This window comes from Synechococcus sp. MU1611, assembly GCF_020514255.1.
Classification (GTDB): Bacteria; Cyanobacteriota; Cyanobacteriia; order PCC-6307; family Cyanobiaceae; genus Parasynechococcus.
This window is the reverse complement of the sequence record NZ_VTLC01000003.1, coordinates 219,432-234,603: the sequence shown is the minus strand read 5'-3', so window position 1 is coordinate 234,603 and position 15,172 is coordinate 219,432. Positions and strand designations below refer to the sequence as shown.

Sequence of the window (15,172 nt, the reverse complement as noted above, 5' to 3'; positions counted from 1 at the left end):
GTCTTGGCGGGAATTCTCCAGGTCTACAGCTACAACCGCTGCAGCACCTGTCGGAAGGCGTTGGCATGGCTGTCTGAGCGAGGAATCGCCCACGACGTCCACGACATCACCCTGAACCCACCGTCTAGGGAGCTGCTGTCGGCGGCTTATCAATGTTTTGGTGAGCGGAAGCTGTTGTTCAACACCAGTGGCCAGAGCTATCGAGCCATGGGAGCTGCATCGGTGAAGGCCCTCACCGATGACGAGGCTCTTGATGCTCTGGCTGCCGACGGAAAACTGATCAAACGCCCTTTTGTGGTGGTGGATTCCTCCACGTTTCTGATCGGCTTTAAGCCTGATCTCTGGGAGTCGACGCTCCAGGGCTGAAATTCAATCCATCCAATTCGCTGATCAGAGCATCGACATCTCCTTGGTCACGGATTTGGCGGAAGCTCGATCGTTTGATGTCTTCCAGCAGGGCCACGAGCAAATCCTGACTTCGAGTCAATACAGGGCCTTGTTCCAGCATGTGTGCAAGTTCCTCCCACAGTCGATCGAGGGCCTCTGATCCCAGGGATTCGAGGACAGGGTCGCGCTGACCGATGCGGTTGCCGGCTCCCTTCGAGAGGTCGAGGACGGAGGTCACCATGCTTTCCGCCATCTGGCGGCTGAATTCCGATTCGGCGTTTTGCAGTCCGGGGAGCCGCCGTAAGGCGTCAGGCACCACGTTCCGGTCCAAACTCTGCTGCACCAGATGGCTGATCAAGGCTTGCAGTTGCGGGCGCATGGCTGGGCCAACACGGGTCAGCAGCAGTGGCACCCATAGCCGCAGCAGCTCGACCACCTCCCGCTCATCATTTAGATCACTGCTTTGGTAACTGCACAGTCCCCGCACCCTCTCTGGCAATTGCGGAGATCGGATCAATTGCTGGAGTGTGTCGACGAGTCGGATGGCGATGACCTCAAACAGTTCCACCGCCAACAGGGCCACCACGCCGCGGCTGATGACCGCACGAAGAGGTTCCAATTGCAGCAGCCCTGCTCCGCAAAGGCGTTCTGTGACAGGGATCACCCTGAGCCAGCGCGCAAATGGAAGCAGCAGTGGCAGGTCGATCCAGCGACGTAACAGGGCGTCGCGCCAGCGGATCGCGGGGTAGCGCTGTTTCAGGCGCAGGGTCCGCAGAAGGATGTCGAGCAGGAACAGGAGTTGAAACGGAGTGTCGATGCGCCAGCTCAGATCGCTGGGGCGTCCGTTTTCGTCGATGCTTCGCCAGTAATTGCTTTCCACCAGGGGCACGATCTGCTGGCTCCAGAACTGACGCTCCTGGCTCCAGGGGGATTTCTCGAGATGCTCGGGGCTCAGTAGAAGGTTGGCCGATGCGCGAGCTGATTCCAGGCCGGTACGAGCTCGGAGTCGGTTCTTGAATTTCTCAAGCGCACCGGCATTGCCTGAACTGATGAACGGGTTGCTGTACATCAGCCCCGTGGTTAGAGCCGCCTGCTGCTTCAGCAGATCGCTGCTTTCAGGTGTACGCAAACCGCTTTTCAGGAGTGCTTGATCCAGGGCGCTGTAGGCCTTGAGATAAGCCTCTGTGTCGCGATGGGGTTCTATGCCCTTTAAGGGGTCCAGAAGTGGGGTGATGTCCGGCAGCCAGGGCAGAGGGACCACCAGGGGCAGCGATGGAACCGGATAAAGATTGCGTTGAAGCCAGAAAGTGCGCAGGGGGATGTAGGTGAGGTCAAGAGCGACCCAGCTGAGATTGATTGCGGCGATCACGGCAATGGCCTGGTCCCAGCGGCGCCAGCTGAGCAGGCCTCGATGGGGCTTAAGTGCTTGCCAGCGTGGACGGATCATGGGGCCTGCAGGCTCCCCCTATCGTGGTTCGAAAGATTGAGCCTGCCCACATTGAACGCGGAGAAAGGGCCTTCTGATGTGAAGGGCAGAGTGAGCGCGATTTGGGAGTTCTGGGCCCCGTTTCTGTTCACGGTCTCGCTGTATCTCTTGCTTCGGCAATTCGCCTTTGAAGCGCGTTACATCCCATCGGGATCGATGCTTCCTGGCCTGCAGGTTGGCGACAAGTTGATCGTTGAGAAACTTTCGTATCGGTCCCGCCCTCCCCAGCGTGGTGAGATCGTCGTGTTCAATTCCCCAAGTGCGTTTGATCCCGTCTGGAAATTGGAGTCGGGGCAACCGAATCCACTGAAGTGCGGCATCGTCACCTTCCCAGGCATCAGTTGGGTTGTCGATCGGGTTCTGGTGCAGCGCTATCCCGAATGTGAGGCCTGGATTAAACGGGTGGTCGGTGTGCCTGGCGATGTTGTTGAGGTCAACAGTCGCGGCGCTGTGAGCATCAACGGCACAGCCTTCAAAGAGCCTTACGTCACCAACTTCTGTTCGGATCGCGATGGAATGATCGGCTGCAAAGGTCTGTATGCCGTCGTCCCCGAAGGCAACGTTGTCGTTTTGGGTGACAACCGTCGCAACAGCCAGGATGCACGTCGTTGGCCCGGGGGGCCGTTCCTGCCCGACGATCAGATCATCGGGCGTGCTGTCTTCCGCTTCTGGCCGCCTGCGCGGATCGGTCCGCTCAGCAACTGAGTCCGCAGGCCACAACACTGCCCTGAAGTTCACGTCCCAGCCAGGGAATGTTGGCAGCGCGCGGAGCTCCAGGCGTGCTTCTCTCGACCGACCAGCGTTGCTCGGGATCGAACAGCAGCCAGCGCCGGCTGCCCTGCTCAAGCTGTTCAGGGGGCTGATCGATCAGGGCCGACGGCCCAAAGCTGAGGGCTTGCCAAAGATCTTCAACGGTCCAGCGGCCCGATTGCACCAGAGCATTCCAAAGCGCTGGCAGCACCAGATGGTGGCCGCTGAGGCCTGCCGGACGCTGGTCACCCGGCAACAGCATGTCCTCGGCATCCAGAGGCACAGCATGGACAGCCACGGCAGTAATGATTCGCTGTTGAACGGCCTGGATCAACTGGTCACGATCCTCCGGACCCCCGAGGGAGGGGCAGACGCGCCAGCCTGGATCGCTGCTGGCCAGCATGCTGCGGTCGGTCAGGAGATGCCACCAGCTCACGCTGCTCAGGGGAGGGAACTCGCAGCCTGAAAGCTGCTGCACCGCTGCTGCTGTGGAGAGGTTCATCAGCCGCAGCTGTTGTTCCGGATGGCGTTGATGCAGCAGCAGCAACTGGCTGAGCGGAACGGTCTCGCTGGTGATCGGATCCTTTGGCCACCCGGCCCGAAGCGTCTCCACTCCTTCCCGCACCAGCCCCTCCCCCTGCAGAGCGGGATCGCGGGGTGCCACAAGCACTGGGCATCCCCCCATCTCTCCGAGCAGCAGTCCCCGTTCCAGCAACGGGGTTGGAACCATGGCGTCATCATCCGCCAGTCCGATGGCACCGTGTTCGAGAAGATCGCCATGGGGGGCAAGTTCATCCGCCTTGCCGCCGCGGCTGAAGCCTCCCCAAAGGTGCAGGCGAACCGTTGCCGTCTGATCTTGATCGACGCTGAATCCCTGCAGCCGTTCCGGACGATCGCGCCAGGTGTTGCTGCGGGGGAGCAGGGCAATCTGGCCATAGCCCGCCGCTGCAGCGCAGTGACGCAGGCTCACGGCTGTTTCCTGATCCCCGCTGAAGGGGGTCTCAAGGATGGAATGGGGATCAACCAGGCAGGGGGCGACCAGTTGATCCGGTGCTGGGCTGGCCTTGATGCCCCGGCCAAGGGCTTGCTGCCGGGCCTCGTCATCAAAGCCGACCAGCACCCCCTGATCGATCAGGACTGCACCGAGCATCACCGGTTGTCCGGGGCCACGCAGGACGCGCACCGGATCCAGAAGCAAGGTGTCGTTCATGACGTCAGAGAGCGCCTGCTGCCGTTCGGTCAATCACGCTTCCGAAATGGGAGGTGAGGTTCAGACAGGTCACCACTGCAGGCTGGCCTGGATCGGCGGCAATGTCGACCACCGTGACGCCACCGTTGCCCTGTTTGACGGCCCAGATGTCGGCCGGAGTTAGGCCAAGGAGGTCGCACAGAATCGTCTTGTTGACGGCGTCGTGGGCCACCACCAGCACCGTTTCCTCAGGCTTCAGCTCACCAGAGATCTCTCCCCAGCTCCGGACGGAACGGGCCCACACGTCCTGGATGGTCTCCCCTTCAGGCATCTGCACGGTTTCTGGAGCACGCTTCCAGGTGTCCAGCAGCTCCGACCAGCCGTCTCTGATCTCAGATTCGAGCTTGCCTTCCCACAGTCCGTGCCCGATCTCCACCAGTCCATTGATCTGGGTCAGGGGCACATCGGGATGCGCCTCGAGAATGATCTGTGCCGTTTCCGTTGGCCGCGACAGGGTGCTGCTCCAGGCCCGATCGATGGGGATGTCTTTGAGGAAATCGCGGGCGGCCGCGGCTTGACGGCGACCGTTGCTGTTAAGCGGAATATCGATTTGTCCCTGGAAGCGGCCTGCCTTGTTCCAGTCGGTCTCGCCGTGCCGCACCAGGATCAGCCTGGCGTTCTTGCCTTTCTCAGGCAGAGGTTGCAGGTGTGTGGTGCTGTTCAGGCATTCGATCTGCACCTGGGGGCGATCAACGCCGGGATGGAGGTTGAAGATCGAGAGGGAGGTGTTGTCGACGCGGAGCCGCCGGAACCCGTTGTCGGGCTCACCTAATAACACCAGCATCAGGCAGCGCAGGATGGCGTTGTGGGCCACCACCAGCACCGTGTCATTGCCATCGACGGGATGGCGCTGCAGCAGGTTGGTGATGAATCCACGCGCCTGCCCCATCAGCTCCGCCAGGGGCTTGTAAGACGAACCGTCCCGACGTTGAAGTTCCAACCTCATCGGTTGCTGTTTCCAGATGCTGTAAGCCTCTGGTGACCCTTCGATGAGCTCATCGATGGTTTGACCGGACCAGGGTTCCAGATCCACTTCAAGCAGGCCGTCATCGAGCACAACATCCGGTGCCTGACCGGCATGGGCCTCCAGCAGGCTTGCGGTTGTGGCGGCAGCCCGTTGCAACGGCGAGCTGTAGATGGCCTGGAAGCTCACCTCCTGCAGCGAGCGGCCCAGGGCCCTTGCCTGTTCATGACCCTCATCACTGAGGTTCGAAAGATCATCTCGACCCTGGATCCGCCGCTCCTTGTTGAAACTGCTGAGACCGTGGCGGACCAAAAGAAGACGAAGGGGCACGGTTCAGCTCAGCGTCAGGGCGCGGCCATCGTATGGAAGCGGCCTTTCGGGGGGACAATCGTGGGGAGTTGACGCCAGCTGGTGCCCAGTTCCCCACGACCGGTTTCCCCGCGCTGGAAGGGGCTTCTGGCGGCCCTATCCCTGGCCCTGGCCGGTTTTATCTGGCTGTCGGGCTTGGTTGACAGTTTGTCCAGACCATCGGTGGCTCCGGCCCTGAGCCTTCAGCAGCAGGAGCTGACGCTCCTGGCGGAGCCAGCGGTGCCGTCCTCGTTGAGAGAAGCCTTGCTGGGGGAGTCGCCGCGGGATGCGCTGATCAAAGCCCTGGAGGGGATCTCATCCGAGGATCGCAGTGAGCGGCAGCAACGGATGCTCCTGCTCTTGCAGGGCCAGACTCCTGCCTCTGCAGACCGTGAACGCGAACCCGAAGATCCCCTGCTCCAGCAGCTGCTGTGCGAAGTCAGCGCGTCTGATCCGGGGCTCTGCATTGATGGTGCAGCGGCGGGCCAAGCGGCGTTGCGTTTGGCGTTCAGCACGGTGCTGCCCCTGGTGACCGCCCTGCTCGGTGGTCTGCTGCTGATCGGTCAGGCCTGGCGGCTGGTGCGGGGGCGTCTGATGGCCTGGCCAGTGGTTCAGGGTCCGGACCTGACCTTGATTGATATGGCCTTGTTGGTGGCCGGTGGCTTCGTCGTCATCAGTGCCGTTGGCGTCCCATTGGTGGCGTTCCCCTTGGTCGGTGCCCTCACGGCTGGGCTTGCCAGTCCCCGCCGTGAAGCCGTGGGCGTGGTGATCAACTACGGCGTGATGGCCCTGCCAAGCCTGCTGATCCTCTGGCGGCAATTGCGGGCCCTGCCGAAGCAGAGTGCGCCACCATTGGGCTGGATGCAGTGGCGGCTGCGGCCTTTGATCTCCGCTCTGCTGGATGCAGTGGCGGGTTGGTTGATGGTGACCCCCCTGGTGATGCTCACGGGATGGTTGCTCGTGCGCTTGGTGGGGGATCCAGGGGGGAGCAATCCGCTGCTGGAGTTGGTGCTGGGCAGCCATGATCCGATCGCTCTCGGCTTGCTCGCTCTGACAGCGGTTGTGCTAGCTCCGCTCTTCGAAGAGACGATTTTTCGCGGCGCCCTGCTGCCAGTTCTGGCGGTCCGGTTTGGTCCCCTAGCGGGTGTCTTGCTCAGTGGCCTGTTGTTTGCCATGGCCCATATCAGTGTTGGAGAGCTGGCACCCCTCACCGTGCTCGGGGTTGGGCTGGGGTTGGTGCGGCTTCGCAGCGGACGGTTGTGGCCGTCAGTGCTGATGCATGGCCTTTGGAATGCAGTGACGTTCTTGAATCTGTTGCTGCTCTGAGCCTTGCCCCGCCTTTCCACAGGTGGTTCACTGGCCTATTCGCCTGTGATCCCGGTGGTTGCCGCTCCGGAACAGCGTGCATCGACCACAGCTTTTGAGCTGATCCAAGGTTCACTGTCCTCTGGACGGATTGCACGACGATCCCCTCTCCTTGGGGGACTCCATCGCTTGATGGACGGCACTCTGCTTGGCTTGATCGCGGCAGTTGCTGTTCTGGCGGGACTGACGTTGCACTGGCAGCATCGCTGGACCCTGGCTTACCGCCTTCTGGAGGCGACACACACCCAGGCGCATCGATTGACGGAATCAACTGCTGTCATGGAACAGCATCTGCTGCAACGTTCCCAACAACCGAACAGCCTTGTGCCCACCCAGGTGGCCAACTTGGTTCATCTCGATCGACCCGCTTCCCATTCGCTCCAGCCGACCACTCCCTCTCCGATGGTTTCGTTTCAGGAGCTGGGAGATCAGCCCATTAGGTCGGGGTACTGATGACGCGGTCGTCAGGGCGTCGACCTGTTCGTTCGCGACGTTCCCGCGCACGGGTCGTTCCTCTGACGCAGGTTCCGCCGAAGCGGTTGTTGATCATTTTCTGGATTTTGGCGGCAGGGCTGCTGGGCCTGATCGGTCGCATGGCATGGCTGCAGTTGGTGCAAGCTCCAGCCTTGGAGCAGCGTGCCCGTCAACTGCAGACGCAGCGCACCCAGCCTCTGGGGCAGCGGCGCCCGATCGTCGATCGCACCGGCCGCCTGGTCGCCATGGATGAAAAGCGATTTCGGCTTTGGGCCCATCCCCGTTACTTCAACATGCCTGGAGATGCCCCCAATGCTGTCCGCCCTGTTGAGGATGTTGCAGCGGTGTTGGCTGATCCGTTAGCCCGCCCCGCGTCCGAGCTACTTGAAGCGATGGGAACTCAGGCGTCGGGGATCAAACTTGCCGAAGAGCTTGATCCTGAGACAGCTGATCGCATCGGTGCTCTCGGCATCAGTGGCCTGGATTTGGAGCCCTATCCCCAGCGGGTTTATCCCCAGGCATCGTTGTTCGCCAATGTGGTCGGTTTTCTCAATGCGGAGCGGCAACCTCAAGCAGGCCTTGAGCAGAGCCGTGATGGTGATCTTGCCCGCCATGAGCAGACCCGATATCTCCGTCGAGGAGCCGATGGCACCCCGTTGCCGGCCAATCTCGCCCCGGGTGCCTTTTACGGCGACGATTTGCGTTTGCAGTTGACGCTGGACTCCAGGCTCCAGCAGGTGGCTCTGACCGCCCTGGCTGAGCAGGTCGCTAAGTGGAAAGCGCAAAAGGGCGCCGCGATCGTGATGGATGCCACCAATGGTGAGCTGTTGGTGCTGGCATCGACACCCACGTATGACCCCAACCGGTACTGGGATTTCCCCACCGGGCGTTTTCGGGAATGGTCCGTTCAGGATCTCTATGAGCCGGGATCAACGTTCAAGCCGATCAATCTGGCTTTGGCGCTCCAGGACGGCGCCATCCAGCCGACGGATCGGGTGAATGACGTTGGCCAGCTCACCATTGGTGGTTGGCCGATTTTTAACCACGACAAGCGTGCCAATGGGCTCGTGGATTTCGCCACCGTGCTGCAGGTGTCGAGCAATGTCGGCATGGTCCAGGCCATGCGCCGTCTTAACGATGACGCCTACTGGAACTGGATGCAGCGTCTCGGCATCGATCAGCGTCCAGATACCGACCTCCCTGGTGCGGTGGCCGGCCAACTCAAGAGCAAAGAGCAGTTCACCAGTCAGCCGATTGAGCCGGCAACGACGGCATTTGGCCAGGGTTTTTCACTCACACCGCTCAAACTGGTGCAGCTCCACGCGATGCTGGCGAATGGCGGCAAGTTGATCAGCCCCCACATCACGCGTGGCTTCCGCTCGGGTGATGCTTTGGCTCCCGCGGCGGCACCCAGCGGTCAGCAGCTGCTGAAGCCAGAGGTCACCCGCACGGTGCTCCAGTGGATGGAATCTGTTGTGGAGCAGGGCAGCGGCAAGGGTGTGAAAACACCGGGATACCGGATCGGCGGCAAAACGGGAACGGCCCAAAAAGCCCTAAATGGGATTTACCTTCCCGGCGCGAAAATCTGCAGTTTCGTGGCGACCTTGCCGATTGAGGATCCCCGTTACGTGGTGTTTGTGGTGGTGGATGAGCCCCAAGGTGAAAATGCTTACGGATCCACCGTGGCCATTCCCGTCGCCAAACAAATCATTGAGGCCCTGCTGGTTGTGGAGCGCATTGCACCCTCAAAACCTGCTGAATTGAACAAGCTTTTGAACAGCTGACGCATCAAAAAGCGTCGCTACGTTACGGGTAAAGAGCCGTCGACATCATGGCCAGCCTGCTCGATCAGCTTTCACAAATGACCGTGGTCGTTGCCGACACGGGTGATCTGGAGGCGATCCGTAAGTTCACCCCTCGGGATGCCACCACCAACCCGTCATTAATTCTTGCGGCCGCCCAGATTCCGGCCTATCAGAGCCTGATTGATGAGGCTCTGCGGTCATCGCGCAAGCTGATGGGCAGCGATGCACCGGTGGAAGACGTGGTGCGGGAAGCCCTGGACGAAATCAGTGTGATCTTCGGTAAGGAGATTCTCAAGATCGTTCCCCGTCGTGTGTCAACGGAGGTGGATGCTCGCTTGAGTTTCGATACCGACGCCACGATTGAAAAAGGGCGCAAGTTGATTCGTTTGTACAACGATGCCGGCATCAGCAACGATCGCGTTTTGATCAAAATCGCCTCCACATGGGAAGGCATCAAAGCTGCCGAGGTGCTCGAAAAAGAGGGGATTCACTGCAATCTCACCTTGCTGTTTGGCTTCGGGCAGGCGGTGGCCTGCGCTGAAGCTGGCGTCACCCTGATTTCCCCTTTCGTCGGGCGCATCCTGGATTGGTATAAGGCTGAAACCGGGCGCGATTCTTACCCCGGGCCGGAAGATCCCGGGGTGATTTCTGTGACTCGGATTTTTAACTACTACAAGACCCACGGCTACAGCACGGAGGTGATGGGGGCGAGCTTCCGCAACATCGATGAGATCACGGAGCTGGCCGGTTGTGATCTGCTCACGATTTCACCCAAGTTGCTGGATCAGCTCCGCGAAAGTGATGCAGCCCTAACCCAGAAGTTGGATGCGGCCCATTCCAGCGGGGGTGAGGACAAGATCCACGTTGATCGCGCCAAGTTCGATGCGTTGATGCATGACGACCGGATGGCCACCGACAAACTCACTGAGGGCATCAAAGGTTTCAGTAAGGCGATTGAAACCCTGGAGCATCAGCTGGCCCATCGTCTTGCGGAACTGGAGGGTGGCTCCGCCTTCCGCCACGCTGTCTCAGAGATCTTCATGCTTAACGACATGAACGGTGATGGGTCGATTACCCGCGATGAATGGCTTGGTAGTGATGCCATCTTCGATGCGCTGGATCAGGATCATGATGGTTTGATCTCCCAGGAAGACGTTCGCCAAGGCTTTGGCGCTGCTCTGGCACTGACCTCCGTCTGAGTCCGTCGTCTGATCTGTTGCTGAGGAGAAGCGAGCCTCGCTTCTCCTTTCATTCACGTTTGATTTTTCGGTCAACGATTCATTCCCATGCATGCGCTCGACACCATGCGCGCTTTGGCAAGCAAGGCCGAAGTGATCCATCTGAAGCAGGGGCAGATTCTGTTTCGCACGGGGGAAACCGGAACCTGCATGTATGGGTTACTGGAAGGATCCGTGCGTCTCACCTGGATCGATTCGACAGGCCATGAAGGGCATGAAGACATCCCTGTTGGCCATGTTTTTGGCGCAGGTGCCCTCGTGATGGAGGACCATGAGCGTCTGAGCACAGCCACGGCCACCAGTGATTGCCGGCTGATTGCCATGAATCGCGACAAGTTTCTGTTTGCGGTTCAGGAGACACCGATGTTTGCGGTGCAGCTTCTCGCGTCGATCGATGCCCGCTTGCGAGACATCAAGTTGGCCGAGGGATGAGCTCCGGGTCGCTTTTTATGCGAAAAGGGCATAATCCTGCAAGTTTTTGTATGGCTCGTTGCAAAGCCATCCCCTGCGTCTGGCTCTGCAACTGGGCTTGTTCCAGCTCAGTCTTGGGATTCTTGGTGTCCTGATCCTTGGCCTGCTGAACCGTCTCCTGATTCAAGACATCCAGTTGCCGGCGGTGCTGGCGGCCTTGGCTGTCGGGGGGCAGCAGTTGATGGGGTTCACCCGCGCCTGGTTCGGCCATCGCTCTGATCGGATCCCCCCCAGCCGGCTGCGGCGTACGCCTTTCATCGTCATCAGCTCGTTGGCGATTGCCCTGTTGTTCGGTGTGGCCTGCCAGCTGGTGCTGCGGTTGGCTACCAGCATGGATGCTTCTGGCGGTGAGCTCAATGGGCTGCTGATTGGCCTGTTGATCCTCGTGTTTGTGGCGATTGGCACGGCCATTGCCGCTGGTGGAACAGCGTTTTCGGCCTTGATCGCTGATCGCACCACGGAAGCCGAGCGGCCGCGGGTGCTGTCGGTGGTGTGGGGGATGCGCCTTCTGGGGGTGTTGCTGGGCAGTGTTCTGGTGAATCAGGTGTTCGGCAATGCCTGTGCGGCCGATGCCAGCCGCACTGCTGTTCTGGCCGGACTTCAGCGTTTGTCGTTGGTGACGCCGTTGGTGCTGCTGGGGCTGGGGGTGGCGTCGGTGTTCGGCGTGGAACGCCGCACCACAGGCTTGATGGCGCCTGTGGGGGCGGCCCCCCCCGATGTTCCCCAGCGGTTGGCCTTGCCCCAATTGCTCTTGAAACTGCGGTCCATCCCCCAGGCCGGTCGTTTCCTTGGGGTGCTGTGCCTGTTCACCTTCAGCATGTTCCTCAACGATGCGGTGCTGGAGCCCTACGGCGCCGCCGTCTTTGGCATGAGTGTCTGCGCCACCACATCGCTGAATGTGTTGATCGCCCTGGGCTTCTTCGGTGGCTTGGGGCTCAGTGGGTTCTGGTTGATTGAGCGCGTCGGCAACATCAGCACCGCCCGGGTGGGTGCGGTGCTGGCTGCACTGGCTTTGATGCTGATGTTGTGGGCCGGGGCTGAGCAGTCGATCCCCCTGTTGCGCGTAGGGGTTGCCCTGTTTGGTCTATCGCTGGGGGTGTGCATGAATGCCTGCCTCACCCTGATGTTCAGTTTTGTGCAGCCAGGCCGCACGGGCTTGCTCCTCGGAATCTGGGGTGCGGGCTATGCCTATTCCTGCGGCCTCGCCATCATTAGTGGAGGCGGTCTGCTCAGCTTGTTCCAAGCCTGGAGCGATGGTGATTTGTTCGCTGCCTATGGCGGGGTGTTTGCCCTCCAGATGGTTTGTTTCCTTTGCGCTGCATTGCTGACGCGCCGCCTGGATGTGGTCGGTTTCCGCAACACGGTGAAAACCCGCTTCGGGGAGGTCATGGAATTGGCGCTGGATTGAACGGATCCACTAGAACCTGAGCTCTTGTCGGGCTGTGAATGGCAGCGCTGCAGATCGTTTGGTTCAAGCGTGATCTGCGCACGCTTGATCACCGGCCCTTGCGGGCTGCCGCTGAACGCGGGTCGGTGCTGCCGCTGTATGTATTTGAGCCGGAGTTGTGGCGGCAGCCCGATGCCTCCGAGCGGCAATGGTTGTTTTGCCGGGAGGCTTTGCTGGAGTTGCGCCAGGCTCTGGCTGATCTGGGGCAGCCATTGGTGGTGCGGGCAGGCGATGTGGTGCAGGTGCTGGAGCGGGCCCGGTGCCAGTTCGGCATCGATGGGCTGTGGAGCCATGAGGAAACCGGCAACGGCTGGACCTTTCAGCGCGACAAACGTGTGGGGGCCTGGGCCCGTCAGCACGGCATCGCCTGGACGGAAATCCCGCAGTTTGGGGTGACGCGCCGGATGCGCAGCCGCAACGGCTGGGCCAAGCGCTGGGAGGCCCAAATGGCGGATCCCATCACGCCAGCGCCAGCTGCATTGCAAGTGCTGGAGGGTATTGATCCCGGCGTGATCCCAAAGCGCCCCTGCTCAGCCCTGCCGTCGGATCGGTGTCCGCATCGGCAGACCGGCGGTCGGTCGGTCGGCCTGGGGGAGATGAGTGATTTTCTGCAGCACCGTGCCCCGCGTTATCAACGGGCGATGTCGAGCCCCAACACCGCCTTCACCGGTTGTTCGCGTCTGTCGGCTTACCTCACCTGGGGTTGCCTCTCGATGAGGGAGGTGCTGCAGACCAGTCGCCACCAAAGCGGCCGGGGCGTCAGCAGTTTTGAATCACGTCTGCATTGGCACTGCCACTTCATCCAGAAGCTGGAGGATCAGCCGGCGATTGAATTCAGCGACTTCCATCCGTTCATGCGGGGCATTCGCGAGTCGGATGCCGAGCGCTTGTCGGCCTGGAGTGAAGGCCGCACCGGCGTCCCCTTTGTGGATGCCTGCATGCGCGCCTTGCGGGCCCATGGCTGGATCAACTTCCGTATGCGGGCGATGTTGATGTCATTCGCGAGCTACAACCTCTGGCTGCCCTGGCGGGATAGTGGCCTGCACCTTGCCCGCCAGTTTGTTGATTACGAACCGGGAATCCATTGGAGCCAGTGCCAGATGCAGTCGGGCAGCACTTCAATCAACACGATTCGGATCTACAACCCGATCAAGCAGGGCATGGACCACGATCCCCAGGGGGTGTTCATCCGTCAGTGGTGTCCTGAACTCAAGGATGTGCCCGCGATTCATATCCATGAGCCGTGGATGCTCGGCGGCGGTATGCCCGCACCGATCGTTGACGTGACCTCATCAATGCAGGACGCCAAAGATCGCATCTGGGAGATTCGTCGATCGGCCGGTTTCGATCGGCATGCCGATGCGATTCAGCGCAAGCATGGCTCGCGTAAGGCTGGCTTAAAGCCAACAACGGCTCGCCGCAGGCGCCAACGACAGCAGCCAGACAACGACAGCCAGCAGCTCAGCCTCGGTCTTTAATTGCGCTGCAGCAGCAGCCGCTTGATCACCCGTTGGGCGATGTCGCCATAGCCCATCTCCCCGGAGAGAATTTGTGCAATCCGTTGGGGTGCGGTGGGCCGTTTGATCCCCAGCTGATATCCCACACCAGGAAAGCGATAAAACACCTGAGCAATACGCCGACCCCAGGCCATCGATTCCCCCCAGCGTTCTCGCATGGCGCGGCTGTAGCTCCGCAGATCCTGACTCTCGCCTTTGAGCCATCGGTTGAGATGTCGAGCCGCCTCGCAGCCACTCATCAGGGCAGGCCGTAACCCCTCGGCCAGAAAGGGATCGCAAAGGGATGCCGCATCGCCCACCACAACAATGCCGTTGCCGTCCAGACGGTGATGGCCGTTCCACACCCGCAGTTGGCCGCGCTGACGAATGCCAGCATCGGCAGCGAAGCCCAGATCCGGCAGCAACTGAGCCAGCACCTGCTCTGGGTCAGCGTCCTGCCTGCCGATGAAGCTGCCCACGCCAATGTTCACGCCACCGGCAATTGGGAATGCCCAGGCAAAGCCCTGCTTCACCAGGCCGAATTCAAAGCGGGTGGTGCCATCGGCCAGGTTGCCTTGCCCTTCCAACCGCACCGACATGGTGGTGGCCATCTGGGGCTGTTTTGCGCCAAGACCAAGCCGTTGCGGCCAGGGTGATCCCGAACCATCGGCGATCACCACGGCCCGAGCGTTCCAACGGCGACCATTGGTTGCCGTTATGTGCCAGACGTCTCCATGACGACGGATGTCATTGACCTCAACGCCTGTAAGGCGTTCAGCCCCAGCCTGAATGGCCTGATCCGCGAGTAGTTGATCCAGCCTTTCGCGGCGCACGATCCAGAACGGCGCATCCCCCGGCAACTCGGCCACCACCGGATCTTTCAGACACCAACTGAAGTCAACGCGGCGGATCACCTGCTCCACCGCCGGCTCCAGGGAAAACGGGAACCACTGCTGCACCGAAGCGGCCATGCCTCCGCCGCAGGGCTTGATCCGAGGCTCAGCATCGCGTTCCAGCACGAGTACGTCGTGACCGGCTGCCGCTAGATGGGCCGCTGCGGCACCACCGGCTGCACCGGACCCGATGATCAGAACATCGCGGGTCCGATCCACTCCGTTGCTCACACCTTGAGGATGTCGGCTTCCTTGGTGGCCAGGTGCTTCTCAAGTTCGCTGATGAACTTGTCGAGCGTTTTCTGAACGCTGTCTTGCTCATCGCGGCTCTGGTCTTCCGAGAAATCACCCTCCTTTTCCTGCTTCTTGATCTTGTCGATCGCGTCGCGGCGCAGATTGCGCAGGGCAACCTTGCCTTCCTCGGCGTACTTGGACGCCAGCTTGCAGAACTCCTTGCGGCGCTCCTCGGTGAGGGGCGGCACGTTGATGCGGATGATTTTGCCGTCGTTGTTGGGAGTGAAGCCAAGTTCACTCATGGCGATCGCTTTCTCGATCGAGGCGAGGGCGCTGATGTCGAACGGTTGTATCTGGATCGTCTGTGAATCCGGTGTCGATAGGGTGGCTAGCGATTTCAGCGGTGTTTCGGCGCCGTAATACTCCACGCTGATTCGATCCAGAAGCGAGGAATTGGCCCGGCCGGTGCGGATGGTGTTGAAGTTGCGCTGGGTGGCCTCCAACGACTTGCGCATGCTGGCTTCGAGGTCCTGGGTCGACATGGTTGCTGGGGGTGGAGGCGTGC

At 60.8% G+C, this 15,172-nt stretch carries 14 protein-coding genes; 9 read left to right on the top strand and 5 right to left on the bottom strand.

Annotated features, from left to right (window positions below; all coding sequences use genetic code 11):
* Positions 1–3: 3 nt before the first annotated feature.
* The gene (locus FZZ92_RS07980) at positions 4–366 is read left to right on the top strand and encodes an arsenate reductase family protein (RefSeq protein ID WP_115023960.1); all 363 of its coding nucleotides are present in this window, start codon (positions 4–6) and stop codon (positions 364–366) included.
* Here FZZ92_RS07980 and FZZ92_RS07975 read toward each other — a convergent pair.
* Complete coding sequence (locus tag FZZ92_RS07975; RefSeq protein ID WP_226422969.1) at positions 329–1,834, bottom strand: hypothetical protein; 1,506 nt, start codon at positions 1,832–1,834, stop codon at positions 329–331. The genes FZZ92_RS07980 and FZZ92_RS07975 overlap by 38 nt on opposite strands.
* A gap of 78 nt (positions 1,835–1,912) precedes the next feature.
* Between FZZ92_RS07975 and lepB the strand changes: the two genes are divergently transcribed.
* A complete protein-coding gene (gene lepB / locus FZZ92_RS07970) occupies positions 1,913–2,578 on the top strand; it encodes a signal peptidase I (protein ID WP_115024334.1) in 666 nt (221 codons plus the stop codon).
* Here lepB and FZZ92_RS07965 read toward each other — a convergent pair.
* The gene (locus tag FZZ92_RS07965) at positions 2,568–3,833 is read right to left on the bottom strand and encodes a dihydroorotase (protein ID WP_226422968.1); all 1,266 of its coding nucleotides are present in this window, start codon (positions 3,831–3,833) and stop codon (positions 2,568–2,570) included. The two genes, lepB and FZZ92_RS07965, sit on opposite strands and share 11 nt — an antisense overlap.
* 4 nt (positions 3,834–3,837) lie before the next feature.
* Entirely contained in the window at positions 3,838–5,166 is a 1,329-nt protein-coding gene (locus tag FZZ92_RS07960; RefSeq protein ID WP_226398791.1) for a histidine phosphatase family protein, read from the bottom strand.
* Positions 5,167–5,247: 81 nt separating this feature from the next.
* Here FZZ92_RS07960 and FZZ92_RS07955 point away from each other — a divergent pair, with 81 nt between their 5' ends.
* The 7 genes from FZZ92_RS07955 (at position 5,248) to FZZ92_RS07925 (ending at position 13,462) form a co-directional block, all read left to right on the top strand.
* Positions 5,248–6,510 carry a type II CAAX endopeptidase family protein gene (locus FZZ92_RS07955; protein WP_226398792.1) on the top strand — a complete coding sequence of 421 codons (1,263 nt, stop codon included), beginning with the start codon at positions 5,248–5,250 and terminating at the stop codon, positions 6,508–6,510.
* Between the two features lie 3 nt (positions 6,511–6,513).
* A complete protein-coding gene (locus tag FZZ92_RS07950; protein ID WP_255614171.1) occupies positions 6,514–7,002 on the top strand; it encodes a hypothetical protein in 489 nt (162 codons plus the stop codon).
* Complete coding sequence (locus FZZ92_RS07945) at positions 7,002–8,807, top strand: penicillin-binding protein 2 (RefSeq protein WP_226398793.1); 1,806 nt, start codon at positions 7,002–7,004, stop codon at positions 8,805–8,807. The genes FZZ92_RS07950 and FZZ92_RS07945 overlap by 1 nt, the downstream gene beginning before the upstream one ends.
* Positions 8,808–8,854: 47 nt before the next feature.
* Entirely contained in the window at positions 8,855–10,027 is a 1,173-nt protein-coding gene (locus FZZ92_RS07940) for a transaldolase (protein ID WP_115023950.1), read from the top strand.
* A gap of 87 nt (positions 10,028–10,114) precedes the next feature.
* Positions 10,115–10,498: a Crp/Fnr family transcriptional regulator gene (locus tag FZZ92_RS07935; RefSeq protein WP_226398795.1), complete on the top strand. Its 384-nt coding sequence runs from the start codon at positions 10,115–10,117 to the stop codon at positions 10,496–10,498.
* A gap of 58 nt (positions 10,499–10,556) precedes the next feature.
* The gene (locus tag FZZ92_RS07930) at positions 10,557–11,945 is read left to right on the top strand and encodes an MFS transporter (RefSeq protein WP_226398796.1); all 1,389 of its coding nucleotides are present in this window, start codon (positions 10,557–10,559) and stop codon (positions 11,943–11,945) included.
* A gap of 38 nt (positions 11,946–11,983) precedes the next feature.
* Positions 11,984–13,462, top strand: coding sequence for a deoxyribodipyrimidine photo-lyase (locus tag FZZ92_RS07925; protein ID WP_226422967.1), 1,479 nt, complete (start codon positions 11,984–11,986; stop codon positions 13,460–13,462).
* On the opposite strand, the gene FZZ92_RS07920 is transcribed toward FZZ92_RS07925, so the two are convergent.
* Together FZZ92_RS07920 and frr are read right to left on the bottom strand one after the other, a co-directional pair.
* The gene (locus tag FZZ92_RS07920; RefSeq protein ID WP_226422966.1) at positions 13,459–14,604 is read right to left on the bottom strand and encodes a geranylgeranyl reductase family protein; all 1,146 of its coding nucleotides are present in this window, start codon (positions 14,602–14,604) and stop codon (positions 13,459–13,461) included. The genes FZZ92_RS07925 and FZZ92_RS07920 overlap by 4 nt on opposite strands.
* Positions 14,601–15,149, bottom strand: coding sequence for a ribosome recycling factor (gene frr, locus FZZ92_RS07915; protein WP_226398799.1), 549 nt, complete (start codon positions 15,147–15,149; stop codon positions 14,601–14,603). The genes FZZ92_RS07920 and frr overlap by 4 nt, the downstream gene beginning before the upstream one ends.
* Positions 15,150–15,172: the final 23 nt, after the last annotated feature.

Coding starts and splice junctions, on each gene's coding strand:
- FZZ92_RS07975 (WP_226422969.1), bottom strand. CDS start 1,834: ATGATCCGTCCACGCTGGCAAGCACTTAAGCCCCATCGAGGCCTGCTC.
- FZZ92_RS07965 (WP_226422968.1), bottom strand. CDS start 3,833: ATGAACGACACCTTGCTTCTGGATCCGGTGCGCGTCCTGCGTGGCCCC.
- FZZ92_RS07945 (WP_226398793.1), top strand. CDS start 7,002: ATGACGCGGTCGTCAGGGCGTCGACCTGTTCGTTCGCGACGTTCCCGC.
- FZZ92_RS07940 (WP_115023950.1), top strand. CDS start 8,855: ATGGCCAGCCTGCTCGATCAGCTTTCACAAATGACCGTGGTCGTTGCC.
- FZZ92_RS07935 (WP_226398795.1), top strand. CDS start 10,115: ATGCATGCGCTCGACACCATGCGCGCTTTGGCAAGCAAGGCCGAAGTG.
- FZZ92_RS07925 (WP_226422967.1), top strand. CDS start 11,984: ATGGCAGCGCTGCAGATCGTTTGGTTCAAGCGTGATCTGCGCACGCTT.
- frr (WP_226398799.1), bottom strand. CDS start 15,149: ATGTCGACCCAGGACCTCGAAGCCAGCATGCGCAAGTCGTTGGAGGCC.